Genomic DNA, 25,207 nt, shown 5'->3' on the forward strand with positions numbered 1-25,207 from the left:
TGCCAGACTCTAACCATTTTCGGTTAACCGGCATTCAACGCGTATGGTTAATGAACCGCCAATTTTGTCCCGGAATCGTTCAGTCACAGGACTTTGCGGCAACAAAGAGGCGGGATGGAGACATCCCGCCGCAAAGCAAGTTAACGTTTGGCACCGCAACTGCAGCCGCCCTATTCGAGCAGCGGCGACCAGGCCGGGTCGGAGGCGAAGGCCGGCGACTTGACAACCTGCTCGTTGTAGCCGGTCAGGTCGATCGAATACATCTGCGGACCGCCGGCGCCGGCATTCTGGCGGAAGAACATCAGCACGCGGCCGTTCGGCGCCCAGGTCGGGCCTTCGTTGTGGAAGCCGGTCGTGAGGATACGCTCGCCGGAACCATCGGCCTTCATCACGCCGATGGAGAACTTGCCGCCCGACTGCTTGGTGAAGGCGATCAGGTCGCCGCGCGGCGACCAGACCGGCGTCGAATAGGAGCCGTCGCCGAAAGAGATACGGCGCTGGCCGGAGCCATCGGCACCCATGACGTAAAGCTGCTGCCGGCCGCCGCGGTCGCTTTCGAAGACGATCTGCGAGCCGTCCGGCGAATAGGACGGCGAGGTGTCGATCGCCGCCGTGGACGTCAGGCGCGTCGTGGTGCGCGAGCGCAGGTCCATGGTGTAGATATTGGCGTTGCCGTCCTGCTGCAGGCTCATGATCACCCGCTGGCCATCCGGCGAAAAGCGCGGCGAAAACGTCATGCCGGGGAAATTGCCGACGACCTCACGCTGCCCGGTTTCGAGCTGCAGCAGATAGACGCGCGGCTGGTTGCCCTCGAAGGACATGTAGGTGATTTCCTGGCGGTTCGGCGAAAAGCGCGGCGTCAGGACGATATCGTTGGAATTGGTCAGCATGCGGACGTTGAAACCGTCCTGGTCCATGATGGCGAGCTGGCGCTTGCGGGCCGTCTTCGGGCCGCTTTCGGACACGAAGACGACGCGGGTGTCGAAATAGCCCTGTTCGCCGGTGATCTGCTTGTAGATCGCATCGGCAATGATGTGGGCAACACGGCGCCAGTTTTCCGGCTGGGTGTAGAACTGCTGACCGGTCAGCTGCTTGCCGGCAAACGTATCCCACAGGCGGAACTCGGCGCGCAGGCGGCCGTCACCTTCCTGGGTGACGCGGCCGGTGACCAGGGCCTGGGCGTTGATGACCTTCCAGTCCTCGAAACGCGGCGCCTGGTCCGGATTGCCGATCTTTTCGATGAACGCCGTCTTGCTGATCGGCGCAAACAGGCCCGACCGCTTGAGGTCGGCGGCGATGACCGCTGACACCTGCGCACCCAGATCGTTGCCGGACACGAAATCGGTCACGGCAATCGGCAGCGGCTCGACATTACCCTTGTTGATATTGATCTCGACGACCGCGCCGGCCGGCGCGGCAAAACCTGCCAGCATGCCCGCCAGGAGGACGAGGAGACGAATCATGGAACACTTCATCATCTTTGGCCTTTCAGCACTTATAGCAATTCGCTGGGGTCGAAGTTCACGACGACTTCGCTCCAGGCGTCATATTTGTCGCGCGGCAGGTTCTTGAACGGGCGCGACTTCATGATGGCGCGCAAGGCGCTGCCTTCGAGGGTTCGGCGGGCCGTTTCCGATCCACCGGAGGCGACCACTTGCGGATCGCCAATGATATCGCCGGTCTCGTCGAGCTTCATCGTCACGCGGACCACCACGCCATCGGCGCCTTCGATCCCGGCAATGACCGACCAGTTGTTCTCGATCTGGCCGCGCAGGGCGTCCATCTCGCTCTGGCTCAGCTTCGAGCCGCCGGTGGTCTTCTTGGTTCCAAGAGCCGCCGTCTCGGTCGATCGTTTCGCACCGGTCGACTTGGCGTCGGTCTTGTTCAAGAGGCTTGCAATGTCGTCGGCGTTAAAATCGCTCTGCTTGGAGGATTTCGATTTCGCCGTCTCCTGCTTCTTCTTGTCTTCCTTGCTCTTGTCGTCGGAATTCTTGTTGGCCGTCTCGGTCTTCTTTTTCTCGACCGGCTTTTCCTCCGCCTTCTTCGTCTCGGGCGTCGGCTTTTCTTCGGCGGTCTTCTTCTCTTCCGGTTTCTTTTCCTGCAGCGGCTTGGCGACGGGCACCGGCACGTTTTCCGGCAGCGCTTCTTCAGCGGTTTCCGTCGGCGTCGGCTCCGGCGTCGTTTCGGCCTTCACTTCCGGCTTCGGATCAGGCTTGACCTCCTCCTTGGGTTCGGTCTTCAGCGCCACTTCCTGGCTGGCGGCAGCTTCCTGTTCCTGCTGGATTTCCTTGATCTCGTTGGCGACGTCGTCCTGCTGCGGCAAGACCTTCTCCACCTTTTCGGGGGCGGCGGCCGTCTCGATGTTCGAGGGCTTGGTGATCGGCACCGGGGCGCTCTTCAGGTCGACGTCGTTGTCGCCGGCATTTTCGGCATTCTCGACGGTCGAGGGCTTGGTCGTCGGAATAGGCGCAGCCTTCTCCTTCATCTCGGCCTTCTCGTCACCCTGCTGTGTCTGGGTGATCGATTCGACCGGAATGATATCGACAGGCAACGCCTCGACATCGGCCACTTCAAAGGAAGCCGGGGCGCCGATGGAAACCAGCGCCGCGGCCAGAAGAAGGCCGTGCAGAATACCTGATGCGACAACACTACCCTTCATAGCGTCCCGTTCACTTACTCTGTTCTTGCAACGTGACCAAACCGATGTTCTTGAAGCCGGCCGAGGAAATGCGGGCCATGACCTGCATCACCGTGCCGTAACCCGCATTGGTATCGCCGCGGACATAGATACGTTCGTTGTAACCCGTCGTGGCGATCGCCTCGAGTTTCGGAACCACTTCGTCGATGGCGATCTTGGTTTCCTGCAGGTAGATTTCACCGGCAGGATTGACCGAGACCGTGATCGGCTGCGTATCCGAGTTCATCGGCTTCGCCTGCGTTTCCGGCAGGTCGATCGGCACGCCGACCGTCATCATCGGCGCTGCCACCATGAAGATGATGAGCAACACCAGCATGACGTCGACCAGCGGCGTGACGTTGATTTCGCTGACCGGACCACCATGGCCGCCACCGCGACGACGGCGCTTGCCGCCGCCCGAGCCCTGTCCGCCTAGATTCATACCCATGAGCTAAACTCCCGCCGGCCGATCACTGTGCAGCCGCGCGAGGCTGCAGCTTCTCATCGATCTGGCGCGAAAGAATGGCAGAAAATTCGTCCGCGAAACCTTCCATGCGTGCCGACAGCTTGCCGGCGTCGCCGGAGAACTTGTTGTAGGCGATAACCGCCGGGATAGCGGCAACAAGGCCGATGGCGGTGGCGAGCAGCGCTTCGGCGATACCGGGCGCCACGACGGCGAGGTTGGTCGATTTGGAACCGGCGATCGCCTGGAACGAGGTCATGATACCGATGACCGTGCCGAACAGACCGACGAACGGACCGGCCGAACCGATGGTGGCGAGCGACGACAGCCGCCCCGTCAGGTGTTCGGCTTCCCGCGCCAGTGTCACGTCCATGGCGCGGTCGATACGCATCTGCAGGCCGATCGGCGACCGGGCGCCGCGCTCGAAGCTCTTCTTCCATTCGCGCATCGCCGACACGAAGATGGCGCCGAGGCCGGTGTTCTGACGTTCCGAAAGCGTGCGATACAGCTCTTCAAGCGATTGCCCGGACCAGAAAACCTGCTCGAACTGGTCGAATTGGCGTCGGGCGCGGCCGAAGCTGATGTATTTGTCGATGACGATCGCCCACGTCCATACCGAAGCGCCGATCAGGCCGAGCATGACCAGCTTGACGACAAGACCTGCCTGCATGAAGAGTGCCCAGAGGCTGACGTCGTGCGTCGCGGCTTCCAATGCAACCTGTTCCATAGATGTACAATCCCCGAATCCAAACGCCCGGTGCTTGACCGGGCGGTTCCAAAGTAATCCTGCAAGAAAGCCCCGGCGGCCACCGCTGGACACCCTGTCAAGCGAAACGTTCCAGCCTGCCTTCTTGCTGTCAAATTTGGTTAAAGGAAGGCGTGCAGCGCACAACATCCTTTGAATTCCAGTAAGACACCATTATGGTTAAAAGAGTGTTAGTCTCTTAGCCGCCCGCCTCTGACGAGGCGGACTTGCAGCGGGCGTGGTCGAAGGGCGTAAAGGGTTGCGAGCGGCGCTCCTGTCGGGGCTTTGTCTTGCACCACGAAAACTTTACTTTCACGGTTTAGTTTATTTTGCAAGTGCTCAATGGCCGTGCGGCCATGCGAAAAACGCTTTTCAGCCTTGCGCGGCAACGCCGGTAAACTGCGCCGCCAGACCCTCCGGCAGGCGCCGCGGCCGCCCTTTCGCATTGATGACGGCGATGATGACCCTTGCGGCGGTCAGCAGCGTCTCGCCGCGGCGGATTTCCTGCACCAGGATCATCTTGGCGCCGCCGGCCTTTTCCGTCCGCGTCAGGATCGTCACCACGTCGTCCATGCGTGCGGGGCTCTTGAAGTCGATCTCCATGCGGTGGACGACGAAAACCAGCCCCTCTTCATCCACCGTCACCAGTCGGCTCTGCTCGACGCCGAGGCAGCGCAGGTAGTCGGTGCGGCCGCGTTCGAGGAAATGCAGGTAGCGGGCGTGATAGACGAGGCCCGAAAAATCCGTATCCTCATAATAGACGCGTTGAATGAGGCGGTGCCGCCCCTCCTCGCCGATCTCGCCGGAAAGCGGATGGTGATGCTCGTTCATGTCATGGTCTTTCCTGCAATGCCGGATCGGCGCTTCCGACCCTCAATCCAGATCGCCGTCGTGCCAGACGATGTGACGCGGGCTTTCCGGCAGGGTTTCGATCTCGCGGGCGAGGAAATAGGGCGGCATGTCCAACGCCGCGACCGCCTCGCGGGTGGCGGGAACCCATTTGAACTCCAGCGCGCTCGACCCGTCCTGCACACGATGAACGATGTCGCAGGCGTGGAAAGGGAAGCTCTCCGGCAGCTCCATCAGGTAATAGAGGCCGTATTCGTGGCAGTCGGCCCCGTCGTAGTGGAAGAAATTCTCCACCGACCAGAGAAGCCGCCCTATGGTGGCGGCCACGCCAAGCTCCTCCTGCATTTCGCGCACCAGCGTGGCTTCAGACGTTTCGCCCAGTTCCGCCCGGCCGCCGGGTAGCGTCCAGAACGTCTCATGCGTGGCGCGGTGCACGAGGAGATGGCCGTCGCGGAAGGCAAGCCCGGCCACCCGCATCTGGAAGACGCGGCCCTGCCCGTCATCCATGCGGATCATGCGGCGGGCACTCATTCGTCCTCCTCCAGGGAAAGGCGGAACTGCGCGGCCTCAAGCTCTTTCGGCGGCTGCAGGCCGAGATGTTTCCAGGCCGTCACCGTCAGCACCCGGCCACGCGGCGTGCGCTGGATGAAACCCTGCTGGATCATGTAGGGCTCGATGATATCCTCGATGGCGTCCCGCGGTTCGGACAGGCCGGCGGCGATCGTCTCGATGCCCACCGGTCCGCCACCGAAATTCACGGCGATCATGTTGAGGTAGCGCTTGTCGAGCTGGTCGAGCCCCATATTGTCGACGAGCAGCCGCGTCAGCGCCTCATCAGCAATTTCGCGCGTCACGGCCTCCGCCCGCGCCACTTCGGCGAAATCGCGCACGCGGCGCAAGAGCCGTCCGGCGATGCGCGGCGTCCCCCGCGCCCGGCGGGCGATTTCGCGCGCACCGTCGTCGGTCATTCCGAGGCCCATCAGCCGGGCGCCGCGGCGGACGATGAGTTCCAGTTCCTCGACCGTATAAAAATTCAGCCGCACCGGAATGCCGAAACGGTCGCGCAGCGGCGTCGTCAGCAGGCCGAGGCGGGTGGTCGCCGCCACCAGCGTGAATTTCGACAGGTCGATCTTGACCGAACGCGCCGCCGGGCCTTCGCCGATGATCAGGTCGAGCTGGAAATCCTCCATGGCCGGATAGAGGATTTCCTCGACCGCCGGGTTGAGGCGATGGATCTCGTCGATGAACAGGACGTCGCGTTCCTCGAGATTGGTGAGCAGCGCCGCGAGGTCGCCCGCCTTGGCGATCACCGGCCCCGAGGTCGAACGGAAGTTGACGCCGAGCTCTTTGGCCATGATCTGCGCCAGCGTCGTCTTGCCGAGGCCCGGCGGACCGACGAACAGCACGTGATCCAGCGCCTCGCCGCGGTTCTTCGCCGCCTCGATGAAAATCTTCAGGTTGGCGCGCGCCTCCGCCTGGCCGGTGAACTCGTCGAGCGTCTGCGGGCGCAGCGTCGTGTCGAGGTCTTCACCGCGCTTTTCCGGCGAGATCAAACGGGCGGGATCGTTCATGTCAAAAGTTCCATTCCGGGTATTGCCCTGGCGGCGGTCTTGTCGAAGGTTTTCGTCGCGCGGCAGCCCATCTCACGATTGCGCAAGGCAATGAATGCATCCGCAAACTCCACCTTCGAATTCCTCATAACATCCAGCGTTTCCTCGACGACCTGCTCGTCTTCGACCACAATATCGGCCGAGTCCAGTAACCCGGCAACGCCGTCCATGATATCGTCTCTCGTCAATCCCGATCGTCTGCGCAGGAACCATACAAACTCCATCAACGTGATGCGGTTGATATAGCCAGGCCCGATTTCGGGAAGCTTCTCGACCAGATCCTCGACCAGTTTGCATTGTTCGGGGTCGTCCTTGAGGAAGAGCCGGAGCAATATATTCGTATCCAGGCCGATCATTTCGGTTCCGTCAGCCGTTCGACGATCGCTTGCCCGACAACATCGTCGACCTCATCCAGCGTGAAGGAAGGACGTGCCGGATCGTGAAACCTGCCTGCGAGATCGATCGCCCGCCTGTTCTTGGCCTTCATGACGATCTCGCCGTTTCGATGGATGTAGCGGATCTTGTCGCCGGGCTTCAAATTGAGCAAGTTTCTCACCTCGACAGGCACCGTGGTCTGTCCCTTCGATGTCAAAGTGCCGTAATACACGCCCATGGAAAATCTCCTTACAAAAATGAAATAGTAAGGAACGATTATAGGGTCAAGCAAATCACTGCGCCAGTTCCCGCAAGCCCAGCCGAATCAGCTTGGCACTGTCCGCCCCCTCGCCGCCGTTCTTGAGCGCCGCCGCAACCGCATTGGCTGCCTGATCGCGGGAGTATCCGAGATTTGTGAGCGCCGAGACGGCATCGGCGACCGGCGCCGGCGCCACGCCTTCCCCGAGTTCTTGCTTGAGGCCGATATTGGCGCCCATGTCACCGGCGAAGGCAGGGGCCTTGTTCTTGAGTTCGGTGACGATGCGCATCGCCACTTTCGGCCCGACGCCCGGTGCCCGCGACACGGCAGCCTTGTCCTGCAGGGCGATGGCATTGGCAAGCTCGGAAGGGGTCAAGGTCGACAGAACTGCCAGCGCCACCTTCGCACCGACGCCCTGGACGCTCTGCAACAGGTTGAACCATTCCCGCTCGAGCGCCGACAGGAAGCCGAAAAGCTTGAACTGGTCCTCGCGCACATAGGTCTCGATGAACAGCACCACCGCCTCGCCTGCCGAGCCGATCCGCGACAACGTCCGCGACGAGCAATGGGCGACATAACAGACGCCGTGCACATCGACGAGCACATGGTCGTCGCCGATCTCGTCTATCACGCCCTTGAGTTTGCCGATCATGATGAGAATGCCTTCAGGGATGGGTTTCGGGGGAAATGAGATCGACCGTGGGAAAGTAGGAACGGTATCCCCTGGTATCCCGGGTGAGGATGGTGTAGCCGCGGATTGCCGCATGGGCGCCGATCAGGAAATCCGGAAGAATACGGTCGTGCGCACCGCCTGACCGCCGGTATTTCCGAAAAGCGAGCCCTGCGGCGAAAGACGCCACCCAGGGAATGGCTTCGCGACGAAACTCATGGATGGGCAACAACATATCCACTTCGTCGATACTGTCGTAGCGATACGAGAATTCCGCATAAATGACGGGATTGATCAGGATCGGGCCGCCCCGGGCGGCGGCGAGGAGTTGCGAACGCGACCAGTGAAGCCATGCCGGATCGCGAACGGCAACATCCACCAGCACATTCGTATCGACCAGCACAGCCATGGCGTCATCGATCACGCGTGATCGACATCAATGCATCGGCATCGACATCCTGATCTCCCGACCCCTCCAACCGATCGAGTGCCTCCGCAAGCCGATCCAGCCGGGTACGATCTTCCACGTCCCGCGTGCTGTTCTTCGGCTCGACCACGAGCCGTCCACCGTCAATGGAAAAGACGACTTCGCTGTTCGGCGCTATGCCGACAAGCTCCCGCAAGTCGCGCGGAATGGTGACCTGGCCCTTGGATGTTACCCGCATCATCGTTCTCCTGCACGGTAAGAATTATCCTTACCTTGGGAACAAGTCAAGAACAAACCTATCCTGCGGCCGCCGCCAGCCGCAGTCTGGCGCCACCGCGATTGTGGGCGTGGCAGATGGCGATGGCCAGCGCGTCGGCGGCGTCGTTGCCCTTGAATGTCGCCTTCGGCATCAGGATCTTCAGCATCATATGGATCTGCTGCTTCTCGCCGTGCCCGACGCCGATCACCGCCTTCTTCACCGCATTCGGGGCATATTCGGCAACCGGCAGGCCGGCGCGGGCCGGCACCAGCATCACCACGCCGCGGGCCTGGCCGAGCTTCAGCGTCGCCACGGCGTCCTTGTTGACGAAGGTCTGTTCCACGGCCGCTTCGTCCGGCTTGTAGCTGTGCACCACGTCGGCCAGCCCGTCATGCAGCTGGCAGAGCCGCGAGGCCAGATCCATGTCGCCGTCCGACGTCACCGTGCCGGAGGCGACGAACTTCAGGGAATTTCCCAGGGCGTCGATGATTCCCCAGCCGGTGCGGCGCAATCCGGGGTCGATACCGATGATTCGCGTGATGTTCTGCATGCTCTACCCTACCCGTCTTGCGCTTTATGTGCCAGACAAAGGTGAACAAAGCAAAAACATCGATGCTTCCTGCACCCTGTGTTTACCCTGAATTAAGCATGCGGGCCGAACATGGCGGATATTGAAACCTGTGTCGGCCGGCCCGACGCTTGCCCGCGGCAGGTCCTGCCGGTGGAGCCCATGTGCGGATCGAATACATGCAGCAACGACTCCACTCCTTGTCCTTCAAGGTGACAGCCATCTTCCTCTTGCTGACGATCGTTTCCGTCGGCGTGCTGAACGTGCTCGCCTATGTCAGCAGCAGCGGCATCTTCCAGCGCCAGGCGCTGAAATCGATGGAAAGCATCCTGGTGTTCCGCGGCGACATGCTGAAGGACCAGCTGGCGCAGCTGGAAAGCCAGGCCGTGTCGATCGCCAAGATCGAGGCGTTGCAGATGTCTATCACTTCGCTGCGCAGCGGCTGGAAAACCATCGAGAAGAATTCCGGCGATGCCGGCAAGGAACTCACCGGCGTCTTCGTCAGCGGCAACCCGAACTCCGCCGACCAGCGCGAAAAGCTGATCAAGCCGGAAGGGCCGAGCGGCTTCTATTACTCCAGCCACGAGAAGACGCAGACCGAAGTCGCCGGCTTCCTCAAGGATTCCGCCTTCAGCGACCTGCTGATCGCCGATCTCGACGGCAACGTCATCTATTCCTACAAGAAGACCGATGCCTTTGCCCAGAACATCGCCGCCGGCGCATGGGCCGAACGCGGCATCGGCATCGCCTTCAGGACCGGCAAGGACAACACCGCGCAAGCCACGGAAGACTCGGCCCCGTCGAGCTTTTCCGGCCTGCGGGTCGAGGACGGAACGCCGGCGATCTTCTTTGCCGTGCCGGTGATCAAGATGGGCGCGCCGAAAGGCATCGTCCTCTTCCAGGTTCGCGACGATATCATCGCCGGCATTCTCGCCAAGGGTCTGACATCGGAAAGCTCCGAACAGGCGCAGGTCATCAGCGCTGACGGGCGGGTGGTCGGACTGGACGCTGCCGGAAAGCTGGTTACCATCGACCCGGCGCCCTTCACCTTCGCGACGGACGCCTTTGCCAGCGACGCCATGACGGTTGCCGATTTCGCCCGCGCCGATGGTAAGGCCCGCAGCTATTCGCGCAAGATCGACTACGACGGCGAAAAGCTGCTGGTCGTTGAAAGCGTCCTCGACAGCGAACTGAACGAAGGATCGTGGGAGATCGCCGGCGTGCTTGTCGTCAGTGGCCTGGCCGTGCTGGTCGCCCTGTCGCTGATTACCGGCCTTTTCGCACACCGGCTGTTTGCGCCGCTTTCGAAACTTGCCGGGCTGACCCGAGCCGTGGCCGAAGGCAAGGTGGATACGGCAGTCGGAAACCAGGAACGCAAGGACGAGATCGGCACGCTCGCCCGGGCGCTCGAGCATTTCCGCCACTCGCTGATCGAACAGCGGGAAATGGAGGCGGCCAGCGTCGAGTCCCGCCAACAGTCCGAAACGGAACGGCTGCAGCGCGCGGCCGACCGCGATGCCGAGGCGCGGCTGCTGCAGCTCGTCGTCGAAGCCCTGGACGAAGGCCTTCACAATCTCGCCGACGGCAACCTCGCCTTCCAGATCGATCGCCAGTTCCCGCCGGAACTGGAAAGCCTGCGGGTGAACTTCAACCAGGCGATGGCCACCCTCTGCGAAACGCTGTCGTCGATCGGCGGCAATTCGCTCGCCGTCCGCCAGGGATCGGAACAGATGCGCGGCGGCGCCGACCGTCTAGCCGAGCGCACCGATCGCCAGGCGTCGTCGATCACCGAGACGGTCGCCGCCATCGGCGCCATCACCCAGGCGGTGCGGGTGCAGATTTCCCGCGGCGAACAGGCCGAGAAGATCGCCGCCGAAGCCAAGCGCAACACCGAGGAATCCGGCCAGGTGATGCAGGAAACCATCTCGGCCATGGAAGCGATCCAGACCTCGTCGAGACAGATCAACCAGATCATCAACGTCATCGACGAAATCGCCTTCCAGACCAACCTTTTGGCGCTGAATGCCGGCGTCGAGGCCGCCCGCGCCGGCGAGTCCGGCAAGGGTTTTGCCGTCGTCGCCCAGGAGGTCCGCGAACTGGCGCAACGGTCGTCGAACGCCGCCAAGGAAATCTCCGACCTCCTGCAGAAATCGACGGTGGAGGTGGAAAGCGGTGTGGCGCTGGTGGAGCGGGCCGGACAGGCGCTGACCGGCATCGGCGAGCACGTCGAGGCGATCAACGGCCGCATCCACGAGATCATGTCGTCCACCCGCGAGCAGGCAAACACCCTGCAGGCGATCGGCGGCGCCGTCTCCGAGCTCGACACCGTGACGCAGCAGAACGCCAGCATGGTACAGGACACCACCTCGGCCATTCGCCGCCTGGCGGCGGAAGCAGGCGAGATGGACCAGCGCCTCGGCCAGTTCGTCCTGGCGAATGGCGGCCGGCAGGCCCAACCGGCAACGCCGCAGCGGTACCGTCGCGCCGGGTAATTCTCTCTTCTCGCATCAAAAAGAAAGGCGGCCGGCAAACGAGGCCGCCTTTACTGTTTGGTAGGCGCCGGCGAAATGCGGCGCCCCTGATCGTTCTTCGCTCAGGCCAGCTTGGCGAAAGCGACGGCCGTGTCGGCCATGCGGTTGGAGAAGCCCCACTCGTTGTCGTACCAGGACAGGATGCGGACGAACTTGCCTTCGAGAACCTTGGTCTGGTCGTTGGCGAAGATCGACGAATGGCTGTCGTGGTTGAAGTCGCGGGAAACCAGCGGCTCGTCGGTGTAGCCGAGGATGCCCTTGAGCGGACCGTCGGCGGCAGCCTTGATGGCGGCGTTGACTTCAGCGACCGTCGTGTCGCGCTTGGCGACGAACTTGAAGTCGACGACGGAAACGTTCGGGGTCGGCACGCGGATCGAGGTGCCGTCGAGCTTGCCCTTTAGTTCCGGCAGCACGAGGCCGACGGCCTTGGCGGCGCCGGTCGAGGTCGGGATCATCGACAGCGCGGCGGCGCGGGCGCGATACAGGTCCTTGTGCATGGTGTCGAGCGTCGGCTGGTCGCCGGTGTAGGAGTGGATCGTGGTCATGAAGCCATGGTCGATGCCGATGGCGTCGTTCAGGACCTTGACCACCGGAACCAGGCAGTTCGTGGTGCACGAGGCGTTGGAGATGACCAGATGGTCCTTGGTCAGCTGGTCGTGGTTGACGCCGAAGACGACCGTCAGGTCGGCACCGTCGGCCGGGGCCGAGACGATGACGCGCTTGGCGCCGGCCGTCAGGTGGGCGGCGGCCTTGTCGCGGGCGGTGAAGATGCCGGTGCACTCCATGGCGATGTCGACGCCGAGTTCCTTGTGCGGCAGGGTCGCCGGGTCCTTGATCGCCGTCACCTTGATCGGCTTGCCGCCGCCGACGCTGATCGTGTCGCCTTCGACCTTCACGTCGGCCGGGAACTTGCCGTGGATGGAATCGTAGCGCAGCAGGTGGGCGTTGGTTTCGACCGGGCCGAGGTCGTTGATGGCAACGACCTCGATATCGGTGCGGCCGGATTCGACGATGGCGCGCAGGACGTTGCGGCCGATGCGGCCGAAGCCGTTGATGGCAACTTTCACAGTCATTCTTGTCTCCCTAAAAAGCGTGTGTGCTGGGATGGAGGGGCGCCTGGGATACGCCCCTTCTCGTTATGCGAGCTTGGCTTCGGCAGCGGCGACGATCGCTTCCGCCGTGATGTTGAAATGTTTGTAGAGATCCTTGGCCGGACCGGAAGCACCGAAGGAATGCATGCCGACGAAGGCACCGTCCGAACCGATGATGTGATCCCAGCTCTGGCGCACCGCGGCCTCGACGGCGATCTTGACCGATGCCGTGCCGATGATCTTCTTCTGGTAGTCTTCCGACTGGTCGTAGAACAGCTCGAAGCAGGGAACGGACACGACGCGGGTGGCGACACCCTTCTGCGCCAGCGTTTCCGCCGCCTTCAAAGCCAGCTCGACTTCCGAACCGGATGCGAAGATCGAAACCTTGGCATTGTCGGCCGGGACGAGTTCGTAGGCGCCGGTGGCGCACAGGTTCTTCGCCTCGTAGGTCTTGCGGGCCGGCGCCAGGTTCTGGCGGGTCAGCGCCAGGGCGGACGGACGATGCTTTTCTTCGAGCGCCAGCTGCCAGCACTCCGCCGTCTCGACGGCATCGGCCGGACGGAACAGCAGAAGGTTCGGGATGGCGCGCAGGGCCGACATGTGCTCGACCGGCTGGTGCGTCGGGCCGTCTTCGCCGACGCCGATGGAATCATGCGTCAGCACATGGATGACGCGGATGCCCATCAGGGCGGCCAGGCGGATCGACGGACGGCAATAGTCCGAGAAGATCATGAAGCCGCCGCCGTAGGGGATCAGGCCGCCGTGCAGCGCGATGCCGTTCATGGCAGCCGCCATGCCATGCTCGCGGATGCCCCAGTGCATGTAGCGGCCGGAGAAATCGGTCGGGGTGATCGACTTCATCTGGCTGGTCTTGGTGTTGTTCGACGGCGTCAGGTCGGCGGAGCCGCCGATCGTTTCCGGCAGGATGCCGTTGATGACTTCCAGCGCGTCTTCCGAAGCCTTGCGGGTAGCCACCGCCGGCGGCGCATCGGCCAGCTTCTTCTTGTAGGCGTCCATGGCGGCGTCGAAGTTGCCCGGCAGATCGCCGGCGAAACGGCGGGTGAACTCGGCCTTCTTGCCGGCTTCGGTTGCCGCCAGACGGCCTTCCCAGGCCTTGTGGGCATCCTTGGAGCGCTCGCCGGCAGCCCGCCAGTCGGACAGCACGTCATCGGGAATGACGAAGGCTTCGGCTTCCCAGTTCAGCGCCTTGCGGGTGGCGGCGATTTCTTCGGCGCCGAGCGGCGAACCGTGCACCTTGTGGGTGCCGGCCTTGTTCGGCGCGCCGAAACCGATGGTGGTCTTGCAGGCGATGAAGGTCGGGCGGTCGGATTTTTGCGCCTGCTCGATGGCAGCGGCAATCGCATCCGGATCGTGGCCGTCGATCGCAATCGTGTTCCAGTGGACCGCCTTGAAGCGGGCGATCTGGTCGGTCGAATCCGACAGGCCGACGACACCGTCGATGGTGATGTTGTTGTCGTCCCAGAACAGGACCAGCTTGTTGAGCTTGAGGTGACCGGCAAGCGCGATCGCCTCGTGGCTGATGCCTTCCATCAGGCAGCCGTCGCCACACAGGACGTAGGTGAAGTGGCTCTGCAGGTCGGAACCGAACTCCTCCTCCAGCTTGCGTTCGGCGATCGCCATGCCGACGGCATTGGCAATGCCCTGGCCGAGCGGGCCGGTGGTGGTCTCGATGCCGGACGCATGGCCGTATTCCGGATGGCCGGCGGTCTTGGAGCCGAGTTGGCGGAACTGCTTGATATCCTCGATGCCCATGTCCTCGTAGCCGGTGAGGTAGAGCAGAGAATAGATCAGCATCGAACCGTGGCCGGCCGACAGCACGAAACGGTCGCGGTCGGGCCACAGCGGGCTCTTCGGATCGAACTTGAGGTAGCGGCTGAAGAGAACCGTCGCCACGTCGGCTGCACCCATCGGCAAGCCGGGATGACCGGAATTGGCCTTTTCAACTGCATCCATGGAAAGGAAACGGATTGCATTCGCCATCCGGTTATGTTTGTCGCGAGAGATCATGGCTTTTCCGCTGGTTCCGGGTGTCGGGAGATGTCCGCAAAACGAACATCCAGAAGCGTCGTGATCCATAGCAGGAAGAGGAAGCAAGTCAACAAATCCGGCACCCCTTCGCGGCGCAGTTGCCGGATTTTTTAACATTTGACCACGGCAATGAACAAAAGGTCGCAGGGGCGGAACATCCGCAATTCGGCCTCATCCACAATTTACCGCCGGGCGCGACGATTGACGGGCACTTGCCGGCAAGAATAATGTTTGGCCGACGAAATGGAGGCCGATCCGGCGATTCGTCCGTGTTTCCAGGAGCCAAGAAGACAGACAATGGCAGCAGGCAAGACGGTGGAGATGGCAGTGATGGGCCTGAAGGCGGCGCTCGCCAATCTTGAAAATGCCATCGACGTGAGATTTGAACGCGAACGTGACCAGAGCGAAGTCGATGGCGAGGTCCGGCGCGTCCACGCCGACCGTTCGCGGCTGGCGCAGGAACTCGACCAGTCGGAATTCCGTGCCAACCGGCTGGAAGAAGTCAACCGGGAGGTTTCGCGCCGCCTGGTCACGGCGATGGAAACCATCCGGGCGGTTCTCGACCGGTAACCGCCGGCAGGCCGCGGCACGAAAGGCAAATACAGCATGGCGCAAGTCACCGTGATGATCGACGGCAAGGCCTACCGGATGGCCTGTGAAGAAGGCCAGGAAGACCACCTGACCGACCTGGCCGACCGCTTCGACCGTTATGTCGGCCATCTCAAGAGCCAGTTCGGCGAAATCGGCGACCTGCGCCTGACGGTCATGGCCGGCATCATGGTCATGGACGAACTGTCCGACGTCTCGCGGCGGCTGGCGAAGCTGGAAACCGAGATGAAGAACATCTCCGCGACCCGCGAGGACGACCGGGCGTCGACGGCCCGCACCGAGGAGCTTCTGGCGACGACGATCGAGGAAGTCACTGCGCGTATCCAGGGGCTGACGGCCAAGCTCACCGGCCGCCCCGGCGCCGAGTTGAATTAACGTCGAAGCCCTCTGGCGGATCGGCGATTTTCTTCCTATATTACCGTTGCGGTCTGCGCCTCTCGACAGGAAACCACAATCCCTGGGGCCATACTCGATCCATAGGGAGCTGTCCCTGACCGGGCTCGTGGGCCTGGTCACACGGCGCCCACCTACTTCTGTAGGCACCCAGGATCGTAAACATTCCATCGGTCGTCGTGGATCGCACTTCCCTCCCCTGCCGCCCCGCGCCGGCACCAGCCAACAGAGCCGACCTATGATCCTGCCCTGGAAGGCTGAAAACCGCCGCACCATCCACAAGGACCGTTGGGTGGACCTCACCGCCGAGCGGGTGGTCACGGGCAACGGCGCGATCCTCGATCCCTATTATACGCTTGCCTATCCCGACTGGGCCGTCGCCGTGGCGCTGACGCCGGACGACAGAGTGGTGATGATCCGCCAGTACCGCCATGGAACCGGCGTGATCGACCTGGAACTGCCGGGCGGCTGCGTCGATGCGGCGGATGTTTCGCCGACGGAAGCCGCGCGTAGGGAACTGCTGGAGGAGACCGGTTACGGCGCCGGTGAAGCGGAATATCTCGGGCACTTCGCCGCCAATCCGGCACTGCAGACCAACCACGTGCATGTGACGCTGCTCCGCAATGCCGAAAAGCTGGCCGAGCCCCATCTGGAACCCGGCGAAGAGATCGCCGTGGAACTCATGTCGCTGGAAACCGTGCTGCAGCAGGTGACCGCCGGCAGCGTCACCAACTCGATGCATATCGCCGCCCTGTTCTTTGCTCTCAAAACGCTCGGCCGCATCAGGCTCTGACCGGCAGTGCCCGGACCATCCTAACGACAAAGCCCATCCTAACGACGAAGCCCGCCCACACGATCAGTGCGGACGGGCTTCGTCGAATTTTCGGTCTCAGGCAGCGTTGCGGCGGTAGGACTGGCCGGCGCCCGGCTGGGCGTAACCCCTGGCCTGCTGCGTCTTGAAGCGGTCGACCATGCCGGCGAGGTCTTCCGTCTCGTGCGACAGGTTGCGGGCGGCGGCCGTGGTTTCCTCGACCATGGCGGCATTCTGCTGCGTCACCTGGTCCATCTGGTCGGCAGCGCCGGAGACTTCCTTCAGGCGCACCGCCTGCTCGCGGGCATTGCGGGCGATCTCGGCGACGACGGCGCTGATCTGGCCGACCTGGGCGACGATTTCCTCCAGCGACGTACCGGAGGCGGTCACCAGTTCCACGCCGCGCTTGACCTGCGAAGTCGAGTTGGCGATCAGCGTCTTGATCTCCTTGGCGGCTTCGGCGGAGCGCTGCGCCAGGCCGCGAACTTCCTGGGCAACGACGGCAAAGCCGCGGCCTGCCTCGCCGGCACGCGCCGCCTCGACGCCGGCATTCAGTGCCAGCAGGTTGGTTTGGAAGGCAATGTCGTTGATGACGCCGGTGATCTTGCCGATCTGGTCGGAGGACTGCTCGATCTCGACCATGGCCGACACGGCGTTGGAGACGATCTCACCGCCGCGCTCGGCATTGCGTTGCGCCGTGGAGGTCGCAACCTGCGCCTGGTCGGCGCTGAGGGCCGTATCGTTGACGCCGCTCGTCACTTCGCTGAGGGCGGCTGCGGTTTCCTCCAGGCTTGCCGCCTGCTGCTCGGTGCGTTTGGCAAGGTCGCCGGACGCCGAGGAGATTTCGTTGAGGCCGCCGCGGATCGCCCGCACGGCGCCGACGACGGAACCGATCGCCTCTTCCAGCTTTTCGACGCTGCCGTTGAACTTGGCGCGGATCGGCTCGAATTCCGGCGCGACGGAGGTGCGCATGCGCACCGTCAGGTCGCCGTCGGAGAGCGAATTGAACCCGTCTTCGACGGCATGGATGAAGGCGCGCAGATCTTCGGCCTTGGCATTGTCGAGCGCCGTCTGGCGGCCACGCTGCGCCTCCTGGGCGGCGCGCGCCTCTTCGGCATCCCGTTCGAGCCGCTTGTTGGTTTCGGCCGCATCCTTGAACACCTGGACGGCCCGCGCCATGGCGCCGATTTCGTCGGGACGGTCCTTGCCATGCACCTCGGCGGAAAGATCGCCGGTGGCCAGGCGGCTCATGATATCGGTGACGCCGCGGATCGATCCGGCGATCGAGCGCGCGAACCACAGGAAGCCGATCAGCGAGAGAATGGACATCGCCGCCGTGCCGACGACCGTCAGCCACAAGGCCTCCTGCGTCTGCGCCACAAGCTGCGTCACGTTGGAGGCGATCTCGATCACGCCGACCTTCTTGCCGGAGAAATCCTTGAGCGGAACGGCCGTCACCGTATAGATGCGACCACCCTGCTCACCATAGCGATGGAATTTCTGATCGTCGAAGGCCGCTGCCAGATCGGCCTCGGACAGCATGGTATCTCCTGGGAACGTCGTCGCCTGCTTGACGAACTTGCCGTCCTGCTGCAGGTGCAGCGCGATGTTGGCGTCGATATCCTTGGCAAGCCGCGCAAAATAATCTTCCGTCAGCTTGGTGCCGACATCGACGACGCCGACCACCTTGCCGTCCTTGGCCACCGGCGCGGAGGCGAAGATGCTGACCGCCGTGCGGCCCGGCTCGATGCCCGCCGTCAACCTGTTGTCGCTGATTGCGGCAACGACGGTCTTGCGTCGTGCGGAAATGTTGTCGCCGAAGACATCCGGCTCGTGGATGCGTGCCAGCACCGTCGCGTCCGCCTGGCTGAAGGTGATCAGGGCAAGGTTGCTGCTGCCCTTGATGTCCGGGAAACTGCCGGAATAGCGCTGCAGAAGCCCGTCATGGGACTTGGTCTCGATCAGATCGGCCGTCTCCGGCTGGCTGGCCAGCGACAGGGCCAGGGTGGAGGCATTCCGGCTCTGTGCCGCCATATCCGTTTCGAAGAACGCCAGATCGCTCGCCAGCTCGGTTTCAAGCGCATGCTCGCTCATCTGCTTCTCGCTGTACCATGCCAGCCCGCCGATCGCGGCGCTGGAAAACAGGACAGCGGCAAAACCGCAAGCGGTGATCCGCACCCAGAGCGGGCGGGTAATGCGAGTGTCGTTCATGCTCCTAAATCCCCAGAACTTTGTCGAACGCGTCATTTTCCCCTATGCCGCAATTCGACTGCCAGTTTGCTTTTTGTCAGGAATAGGGACAATCCATTGAAATTTAACTAATCGATTCACCAATAATTTGCCTTGGTGTTTTTAACCCTTCCCCTTTCCGCTACCCAGGATGTCGCATCCGGCCATTTGCAGAAACGGCGGCCGGCGGTAGTCTCCGCCGTTCGAAGGACGAAGGAGAATGCCGCAATGACACCGCAGGAACAGAAGGCCGCCATCCGCGCCGAACGCCTGAAGCTACGCGAGGCAATCCCTGCCCATGACCGCATCGAGAAGAGCCTGGCGATGGCTGCCCATGCCGAGGAAACGTTGCATTTTACGCCCGGCGCGGTGATCTCGGGCTTTTTCCCGATCCGCTCGGAGCCGGACCTGCGGCCGCTGATGGCGCGCCTGCGCGAGCGCGGCGCCCGCCTCTGCCTGCCGGTCGTCATCGACAGGCAGACCATCGTCTTCCGCGAGTTGTTCGTCGATGCGCCGCTGGTCAGTACCGGTTTCGGCACGTCCGGTCCCGGCCCCGAAGCACCGGAGGTCGATCCCGATATATTGCTGATGCCGCTGTCCGCCTTCGACAGGACCGGCCACCGCATCGGCTACGGTGCGGGCTATTACGACCGCGCCATCGACCGCCTTCACAAAAAAGACATGGACCCGCAACTGGTCGGCATTGCGTTCGACTGCCAAGAAGTGGCATCTGTGCCGGCGGAGCCACATGACGTGGGCTTGAATGCCATGCTCACCGAGAGCGGCTACAGGCGTTTTACCAGGCGGATCGGATAAAGAATGCGACTACTCTTCCTCGGCGACATGGTCGGCAAGACCGGACGGACGGCGGTCTGGGACCGGCTGCCGGGACTGGTTTCCGACCTCAAGCTGGATTTCGTCATCGTCAACGGCGAGAATGCCGCTGGCGGTTTCGGCATCACCGAGGACATCTTCCTGGAAACGATCAATGCCGGCGCCGACGTGGTGACCACCGGCAACCATGTCTGGGACCAGAAGGACGCGGTGATCTTCGCGACGCGCCACGACCAGTTTCTGCGGCCCGCCAACTATCCGGCCGGCACCCCCGGACGCGGCTCCGGCCTGTTCTACGGACGCAACGGCGCCCGCATCCTCGTTGCCAACATCATGGGCCGGGTGTTCATGCATCCGGAACTCGACGATCCTTTCAAGTCGGCCGAAACGATCCTGGCCGCCTGCCCGCTCAAGGAGCAGGCCGACGCCATCGTCTTCGACTTCCACGCCGAGGCCACCAGCGAAAAACAATGCTTTGGCCACTTCGTCGACGGCCGCGCCAGCTTCGTCGTCGGCACGCACACGCATGTGCCGACCGCCGATCACCAGATCCTCAACGGCGGCACCGCCTACATGTCCGACGCCGGCATGTGCGGCGATTACGACAGTTCGCTCGGCATGGACAAGGAAGAACCGCTCAACCGCTTCATTTCCAAGATGCCGAAAGGCCGCTTCGAGGCCGCCTCCGGCCCGGCCACCATCTGCGGCGTCGGCGTCGAGATCTCCGACAGCACCGGGCTGGCCGAAAAGATCGCGCCGCTGCGCCTCGGCCCGCGGCTGGCCGAAACCATTCCGGACTTCTGGCGCTAGAAGGCATTTCCGCTGCGACAGCCCGGCCTTGCCGCATCTTTTCCGGCAAGGCCGGTTAAGGAACTGGCATCTATAAACGCTTGCTCTTGCGGGCCTGCCGAAACGGCGCACGACAATATGCCCCGCCGGGGAGGAGCGGCGGGGCATAAAGGCCCGAGACGAGAGACGGCTTCAGGCAAAGCGAAGGTGGACGTTGACGCCGACGTCGGGAGTCTTGTGTTCGTTGAGATTGGCCTTGGCGATTTCCCAGCCGAATTTCAGGGTGCTGTCGGTCGACGCCCAGACTTCCGCGTCGTCGATATGCAGGGCCAGCATGGTGAGATTGGGATCGTTCTTGCCGTCTTCATACCATGCAGCAACCACGGAATTCCAGAACTCGTCGATCTTGGCCGCATCCTTGCGCACTTCGATCTGGCCGGCGATGCAGGCGTGGTAATCGTGATCCTTGCCGACGACGCAGAAATGCGCCCGCGAACCGGGCTTGATCGCCTTGACCAGTTCCGCGTCCGTCTTGGTGAAGAACCAGATGGTATTGGTCTTTCGATCCGTCTGCGGCGCCATCGGCTGCATCAGCAGGCCGGAGTTTTCCACGCCCAGCATCCCGGCATGGATACCGTCGATCTCATCCCAGAGCTGCTTGGCCGGCGCCTCGCGCGCATCCTTGAAACTTGCCATCGCTGTTCCTTTCCCTGTGCGGTGAGCAGTCCAAACGAGAGAGCCGCCACATTTGTTCCACCGCCGGCGGGAGCCGAGGATGGTCGGTTTTTCCTTGAATGCGGGCTGTTTCGCTCCTATAAGGCGCCATTCCAAACATAAGACGTGATCAGGGGTGCCATGGCTGGCCATTCACAGTTTAAAAACATCATGCACCGCAAGGGAAAACAGGATTCCGTGCGGTCGAAAATGTTCTCCAAGCTCGCACGCGAAATCACCGTGGCGGCCAAGGCAGGTCTGCCCGACCCGTCGATGAACGCCCGCCTGCGCCTGGCGATCCAGAACGCCAAGGCGCAGTCGATGCCGAAGGACAACATCGAGCGCGCCATCAAGAAGGCGTCGGGCGCCGACGGCGAAAACTACGACGAAGTCCGTTACGAGGGTTACGGCCCGGGCGGCGTCGCCGTCATCGTCGAGGCCCTGACCGACAACCGCAACCGCACCGCCTCCAACGTCCGCTCGATCTTCACCAAGGCCGGTGGCGCACTGGGTGAAACCGGCTCGGTATCCTTCTCCTTCACCCGCGTCGGCGAAATTGCCTACAAGCTGTCCGTCGGCGGTGCCGACAAGGTGATGGACGCCGCCATCGAGGCCGGCGCCGAGGATGTGGAAACCGACGAGGACGGCCACACCATCACCTGCGGCTTCGAGGATATCGGCGAAGTCTCCAAGGCGCTGGAAGCCACCCTCGGCGAAGCCGAGACCGTCAAGGCCGTCTGGAAGCCGCAGAACACCGTGCCGGTCGATGAAGAAAAGGCGCAGTCGCTGATGAAGCTCGTCGATTCGCTCGACGACGACGACGACGTGCAGAACGTCTATACCAATTTCGAAGTGTCCGACGAAGTCCTGGCCAAGCTTTCGGCCTGACCTGCCGGCAAACCGCCATAAAGGCCCCGTTTCAGGAGATGAAGCGGGGCCTTTTCCGTCTCAGGCCTGCGCGGCCAGCGTCTCGCGCACGTCGGCGAAGATGTCCACCGAGCGCAGGCGCGCCTCGATATCGTGGATCGGCATTGAGATGATGATCTCGTCGGCCTGCGTCTCGCGGATGAAGTTGCCGAGCTTTTCTACTGCCGTTTCTTTCGAACCGACCACCGCATAACGCAGCGTGTGCTCGACATTGATCTTTTCCATCTCCGACCAGAAGCCGTCCATGCTCTTCAGCGGACGCGGGAACTGGCCGCGGACGTTGCGGCGCAGGTTGACGAATTGCTGCTGCGCCGAGGTGAAGTGATAGGCGGCTTCCTCGTCCGTCTCCGCCGCAACCCCCATGACGCCGGCCATGACATAGGGCCGGTCGAGTTCTTCCGAGGGCGTGAAGCGATCTCGGTAAAGCGTGATCGCCTCCATCAGCAGATCCGGGGCGAAATGCGAGGCGAAGGCATAGGGAAGGCCGAGCATGGCGGCGAGATGGGCGCTGTACATGCTGGAGCCGAGCAGCCAGATCGGCACGTTGGAGTTGGCACCGGGAATGGCGATGATAGGCTGACTGTCCGACATCGGCCCCATCAGTTGCTTGAGTTCGAGGATGTCGTTGGGAAAGCTGCTGGCGCCGGCATCGAGGTTGCGCCGTAGCGCCTGCGCCGTGCGCATGTCGGTGCCGGGCGCACGTCCGAGGCCGAGATCGACGCGGCCGGGATAGAGAGCTGCCAACGTGCCGAACTGCTCGGCAATCACCAGCGGCGAATGGTTCGGCAGCATGATGCCGCCCGAGCCGATGCGGATCGTCGAGGTTGCGGCGCCGACATGGGCGATGACCAGCGATGTCGCGGCACTGGCGATGCCCGGCATGCCGTGATGCTCGGCGAGCCAGAAGCGCTTGTAGCCGCATTCCTCCGCCCGCTTCGCCATGCGCCGCGAACTCTCGAACGCCTGCGTGAGATTGCTGCCCTCGGAAACGGGCGAAAGGTCGAGGATGGAAAAGCCGGCCATGAAAATTCCCTGTCGAATGGATGCGCGGCGCGCGGAAGGTTCGTCCCTATGTAGGAAGGCAAACTGATTATTCCAAAGCCCCAGACACGATTTCGCCACTTTTTGCCACCGGCATAAAAATCATGAAAATGTCATGGCCGGTGGCCGTCCCGCCCCGTTCCCGCCCGATTTGGCCAGCACATTTTGCGCCGACCATCCGACAATCCGCGCCGCCCGTCCGGGCAGCATTCAGCATCGTCATGGCAGAAAGATCGGACGCCGGCGCTTGGCCGGCGGACCCGCTGCGCACATCTGTTTTGCCATGGGATGCAGGACGTGAATGTTCTTGCCGTGAACTATCGTTTTCCGATGGACGGCGGCGACGGCACAAGGCATGATCGCGCAGCAAAGGGGGCACATTGGACGGCTTTTACATCGCAATCCTCATCGGAACGGCGCTCGTTCTCCTCGCCGCCTTTTCAAGCCTTCTCGCCTATCGCTTCGGCGCGCCCCTGCTCTTCCTGTTCCTGATGATCGGCGTGCTTGCCGGCGTCGACGGGCTCGGCATCGAATTCAGCAACAATTCGCTCGCCTACATGCTGGGGTCCGTGGCGCTCGCCATCATCCTGTTCGATTCCGGCTTCGGCACCTCGCTGCATTCGCTACGGATCGCCGCGGCGCCGGCGCTGACGCTTGCCTTGCTCGGCGTCGTGCTGACGGCCGGACTGTTTGCGCTGGCGGCGATGGTTTTCCTCCGCTTCACCTTCCTGCAGGGCATGCTGCTCGGCTCCATCGTCGCCTCGACGGATGCGGCGGCAGTCTTCTTCCTGCTGCGCATCGGCGGCATCAACATCCGCGAGCGGGTACGCTCGACGCTGGAGGTCGAATCCGGCAGCAACGACCCCATGGCGATCTTTCTGACCATGGCCATGGTCAGCGTGCTTTCCGCCAGCAGCAGCGAGGATATCGGCCTCTCCATGCTGCTGCTGTTCATCGAGGAAATGGGCATCGGCCTGGCGCTCGGCCTCGCCGGCGGCATGATGATCGTCACCGTCATCAACCGCTTCGCCAAGGATCGCGGCCTGGCGCCGATCTTCGTGCTGGCGCTGGCGCTGCTGGTGTTTTCCTTCACCGGCGCCGTGGGCGGCAGCGGCTTCCTCGCCGTCTACGTCGCCGGCATCTTCGCCGGCAACAAGCGCATCCAGTCGGCGGCAAGCATCCGCCGCTTCCAGGACGGGCTGACCTGGCTGGCGCAGATCATCATGTTCCTGGTGCTCGGCCTGCTGGCCACGCCGTCGCAATTTCCGGCGATCATCCTGCCGGCCCTGGCGCTCGCCTTCTTCCTGATCTTCGTCGCCAGGCCGCTGGCCGTCTGGCTGTGCCTCTTACCCTTCGATTTCACCCAGCAGGAAAATTCGTTCATCGCCTGGGTCGGTCTGCGCGGCGCGGTCTCCATCCTTCTCGCCATCCTGCCGATCCTCGGCGGGTTGGAGAACGGCCAGATCTATTTCAACACCGTCTTCATCATCGTGCTCGTCTCGCTGCTGCTGCAGGGCTGGACAATCAAGCCGGTGGCCCGCAGGCTCGGCCTCATCATCCCGCCGCGCATGGGCGCCATCGACAAGCTGGAACTCGATCTTCCCGGCGCCGCCAACCACGAACTGCTGTCCTACCGTGTCATCAAGGACAGCCCGGTGATGCGCGGCGAGCGCATCCCGCGGTGGGCGGTGCCGTCGCTGGTCATCCGCGACGGCCGGTCGATGCGCTACCAGTATGCCGGCCGCCTGCGTGAAAACGACCAGGTCTACATGTTCGTGGCGCCGACCTACACCCACCTGCTCGACCGGCTGTTCGCCAGCCGCGCGCCCGTCGACGCCGACGACGCCGAGTTCTTCGGCGCCTTCTCGATCTCCGCCAGCCGCCCGGCGCGCGAACTGGATTCCGCCTACGGCCCCGGCCTTCTCTACGACAGCGAAAAAGACGTGACGATCGCCGAACTGGTCTCCATGCGGCTCGGCACCCGGCCGGAATATGCCGATCGTGTCCGCCTCGGCTCGATCATCCTGATCGTCCGTGATTTCGACGAACAGGAACACGTCAAGTCGGTCGGTATATCGCTCGAACCGCTGGAGCCGGCCACCAGCCTGCCGATCTTCATCAACCTGCGCGAGATCGCCCACCGCCTGCGCGACTATCTGCGCAGGAAGCGCCGCAAGGTCCGCGAGGCCATCCACCCGGCCGTTGGTCCCGCCTCGGAACCGGCCGGAGCGGGCGAGGAAAATGACCGCTGATCCGCCTTGCGTCCGGCCTCAGCGAGTGTATGGTC

General features: G+C 62.9%; 26 protein-coding genes and 1 other RNA gene. 9 read left to right on the forward strand and 18 right to left on the reverse strand.

The window, feature by feature from the left end:
- Positions 1-170 precede the first annotated feature (170 nt).
- From tolB to ruvC, 13 genes are all read right to left on the reverse strand, one after another.
- Positions 171-1,478 (reverse strand): Tol-Pal system beta propeller repeat protein TolB, encoded by a 1,308-nt coding sequence (gene tolB / locus DEM27_RS05975; RefSeq protein ID WP_109457289.1) that lies wholly within the window; start codon positions 1,476-1,478, stop codon positions 171-173.
- 17 nt (positions 1,479-1,495) lie between these two features.
- Entirely contained in the window at positions 1,496-2,659 is a 1,164-nt protein-coding gene (locus DEM27_RS05980; RefSeq protein ID WP_109457290.1) for a hypothetical protein, read from the reverse strand.
- A 10-nt stretch (positions 2,660-2,669) separates the two neighbouring features.
- Positions 2,670-3,125 carry a protein TolR gene (gene tolR / locus DEM27_RS05985; RefSeq protein WP_109457291.1) on the reverse strand — a complete coding sequence of 152 codons (456 nt, stop codon included), beginning with the start codon at positions 3,123-3,125 and terminating at the stop codon, positions 2,670-2,672.
- A 22-nt stretch (positions 3,126-3,147) separates the two neighbouring features.
- Positions 3,148-3,867, reverse strand: coding sequence for a protein TolQ (tolQ, locus tag DEM27_RS05990; protein WP_109457292.1), 720 nt, complete (start codon positions 3,865-3,867; stop codon positions 3,148-3,150).
- A 390-nt stretch (positions 3,868-4,257) separates the two neighbouring features.
- Positions 4,258-4,716, reverse strand: coding sequence for a tol-pal system-associated acyl-CoA thioesterase (gene ybgC / locus DEM27_RS05995; RefSeq protein ID WP_109457293.1), 459 nt, complete (start codon positions 4,714-4,716; stop codon positions 4,258-4,260).
- Positions 4,717-4,758: 42 nt separating this feature from the next.
- Positions 4,759-5,265, reverse strand: a complete 507-nt coding sequence (locus DEM27_RS06000) for an NUDIX hydrolase (protein WP_109457294.1) — start codon at positions 5,263-5,265, stop codon at positions 4,759-4,761.
- A complete protein-coding gene (ruvB, locus tag DEM27_RS06005) occupies positions 5,262-6,305 on the reverse strand; it encodes a Holliday junction branch migration DNA helicase RuvB (protein WP_109457295.1) in 1,044 nt (347 codons plus the stop codon). The genes DEM27_RS06000 and ruvB overlap by 4 nt, the downstream gene beginning before the upstream one ends.
- Entirely contained in the window at positions 6,302-6,700 is a 399-nt protein-coding gene (locus DEM27_RS06010) for a PIN domain-containing protein (RefSeq protein WP_109457296.1), read from the reverse strand. The genes ruvB and DEM27_RS06010 overlap by 4 nt, the downstream gene beginning before the upstream one ends.
- The gene (locus DEM27_RS06015; RefSeq protein ID WP_109457297.1) at positions 6,697-6,957 is read right to left on the reverse strand and encodes an AbrB/MazE/SpoVT family DNA-binding domain-containing protein; all 261 of its coding nucleotides are present in this window, start codon (positions 6,955-6,957) and stop codon (positions 6,697-6,699) included. Before DEM27_RS06015 ends, DEM27_RS06010 begins: the two co-directional genes overlap by 4 nt.
- A gap of 55 nt (positions 6,958-7,012) precedes the next feature.
- Positions 7,013-7,630 (reverse strand): Holliday junction branch migration protein RuvA, encoded by a 618-nt coding sequence (gene ruvA, locus DEM27_RS06020; protein ID WP_109457298.1) that lies wholly within the window; start codon positions 7,628-7,630, stop codon positions 7,013-7,015.
- A 13-nt stretch (positions 7,631-7,643) separates the two neighbouring features.
- Complete coding sequence (locus DEM27_RS06025; protein WP_109457299.1) at positions 7,644-8,057, reverse strand: type II toxin-antitoxin system VapC family toxin; 414 nt, start codon at positions 8,055-8,057, stop codon at positions 7,644-7,646.
- A 4-nt stretch (positions 8,058-8,061) separates the two neighbouring features.
- Positions 8,062-8,313 carry an AbrB/MazE/SpoVT family DNA-binding domain-containing protein gene (locus DEM27_RS06030; protein ID WP_109457300.1) on the reverse strand — a complete coding sequence of 84 codons (252 nt, stop codon included), beginning with the start codon at positions 8,311-8,313 and terminating at the stop codon, positions 8,062-8,064.
- Positions 8,314-8,371: 58 nt separating this feature from the next.
- Positions 8,372-8,884 carry a crossover junction endodeoxyribonuclease RuvC gene (gene ruvC, locus DEM27_RS06035; RefSeq protein WP_109457301.1) on the reverse strand — a complete coding sequence of 171 codons (513 nt, stop codon included), beginning with the start codon at positions 8,882-8,884 and terminating at the stop codon, positions 8,372-8,374.
- A 197-nt stretch (positions 8,885-9,081) separates the two neighbouring features.
- Here ruvC and DEM27_RS06040 point away from each other — a divergent pair, with 197 nt between their 5' ends.
- A complete protein-coding gene (locus DEM27_RS06040) occupies positions 9,082-11,394 on the forward strand; it encodes a methyl-accepting chemotaxis protein (protein WP_109457694.1) in 2,313 nt (770 codons plus the stop codon).
- A gap of 101 nt (positions 11,395-11,495) precedes the next feature.
- On the opposite strand, the gene gap is transcribed toward DEM27_RS06040, so the two are convergent.
- A complete protein-coding gene (gap, locus tag DEM27_RS06045; protein ID WP_109457302.1) occupies positions 11,496-12,506 on the reverse strand; it encodes a type I glyceraldehyde-3-phosphate dehydrogenase in 1,011 nt (336 codons plus the stop codon).
- Between the two features lie 63 nt (positions 12,507-12,569).
- A complete protein-coding gene (gene tkt / locus DEM27_RS06050) occupies positions 12,570-14,552 on the reverse strand; it encodes a transketolase (RefSeq protein ID WP_109457303.1) in 1,983 nt (660 codons plus the stop codon).
- A 318-nt stretch (positions 14,553-14,870) separates the two neighbouring features.
- On the opposite strand from tkt, the gene DEM27_RS06055 reads away from it, so the two are divergent.
- The 4 genes from DEM27_RS06055 (at position 14,871) to DEM27_RS06070 (ending at position 16,368) form a co-directional block, all read left to right on the forward strand.
- Positions 14,871-15,143 (forward strand): DUF4164 domain-containing protein, encoded by a 273-nt coding sequence (locus tag DEM27_RS06055; protein ID WP_109457304.1) that lies wholly within the window; start codon positions 14,871-14,873, stop codon positions 15,141-15,143.
- Positions 15,144-15,179: 36 nt separating this feature from the next.
- Entirely contained in the window at positions 15,180-15,557 is a 378-nt protein-coding gene (locus DEM27_RS06060) for a cell division protein ZapA (protein WP_109457305.1), read from the forward strand.
- 47 nt (positions 15,558-15,604) lie between these two features.
- Positions 15,605-15,765: non-coding RNA, 6S RNA (gene ssrS / locus DEM27_RS06065), on the forward strand.
- Between the two features lie 48 nt (positions 15,766-15,813).
- Positions 15,814-16,368 carry an NUDIX hydrolase gene (locus DEM27_RS06070; RefSeq protein ID WP_109457306.1) on the forward strand — a complete coding sequence of 185 codons (555 nt, stop codon included), beginning with the start codon at positions 15,814-15,816 and terminating at the stop codon, positions 16,366-16,368.
- A 96-nt stretch (positions 16,369-16,464) separates the two neighbouring features.
- On the opposite strand, the gene DEM27_RS34945 is transcribed toward DEM27_RS06070, so the two are convergent.
- A complete protein-coding gene (locus tag DEM27_RS34945; protein ID WP_280954508.1) occupies positions 16,465-18,597 on the reverse strand; it encodes a methyl-accepting chemotaxis protein in 2,133 nt (710 codons plus the stop codon).
- Between the two features lie 246 nt (positions 18,598-18,843).
- On the opposite strand from DEM27_RS34945, the gene DEM27_RS06080 reads away from it, so the two are divergent.
- Both DEM27_RS06080 and DEM27_RS06085 read left to right on the forward strand, forming a co-directional pair.
- The gene (locus DEM27_RS06080) at positions 18,844-19,431 is read left to right on the forward strand and encodes a 5-formyltetrahydrofolate cyclo-ligase (RefSeq protein ID WP_109457307.1); all 588 of its coding nucleotides are present in this window, start codon (positions 18,844-18,846) and stop codon (positions 19,429-19,431) included.
- 3 nt (positions 19,432-19,434) lie between these two features.
- Positions 19,435-20,259: a TIGR00282 family metallophosphoesterase gene (locus tag DEM27_RS06085; RefSeq protein WP_109457308.1), complete on the forward strand. Its 825-nt coding sequence runs from the start codon at positions 19,435-19,437 to the stop codon at positions 20,257-20,259.
- Between the two features lie 171 nt (positions 20,260-20,430).
- Here the strand turns inward: DEM27_RS06085 and DEM27_RS06090 are convergent, their stop codons facing one another.
- Positions 20,431-20,934, reverse strand: a complete 504-nt coding sequence (locus tag DEM27_RS06090) for a pyridoxamine 5'-phosphate oxidase family protein (RefSeq protein ID WP_109457309.1) — start codon at positions 20,932-20,934, stop codon at positions 20,431-20,433.
- Positions 20,935-21,093: 159 nt separating this feature from the next.
- Here DEM27_RS06090 and DEM27_RS06095 point away from each other — a divergent pair, with 159 nt between their 5' ends.
- Positions 21,094-21,840, forward strand: a complete 747-nt coding sequence (locus DEM27_RS06095; RefSeq protein WP_109457310.1) for a YebC/PmpR family DNA-binding transcriptional regulator — start codon at positions 21,094-21,096, stop codon at positions 21,838-21,840.
- Between the two features lie 60 nt (positions 21,841-21,900).
- Here DEM27_RS06095 and DEM27_RS06100 read toward each other — a convergent pair whose 3' ends face one another.
- The gene (locus DEM27_RS06100; protein WP_109457311.1) at positions 21,901-22,902 is read right to left on the reverse strand and encodes an LLM class flavin-dependent oxidoreductase; all 1,002 of its coding nucleotides are present in this window, start codon (positions 22,900-22,902) and stop codon (positions 21,901-21,903) included.
- A gap of 398 nt (positions 22,903-23,300) precedes the next feature.
- On the opposite strand from DEM27_RS06100, the gene DEM27_RS06110 reads away from it, so the two are divergent.
- Positions 23,301-25,172: a potassium/proton antiporter gene (locus DEM27_RS06110; RefSeq protein ID WP_109457313.1), complete on the forward strand. Its 1,872-nt coding sequence runs from the start codon at positions 23,301-23,303 to the stop codon at positions 25,170-25,172.
- Positions 25,173-25,207 lie beyond the last annotated feature (35 nt).

Origin of the sequence: Rhizobium album, assembly GCF_003122325.1 — a bacterium.
Taxonomy (GTDB): domain Bacteria; phylum Pseudomonadota; class Alphaproteobacteria; order Rhizobiales; family Rhizobiaceae; genus Metarhizobium; species Metarhizobium album.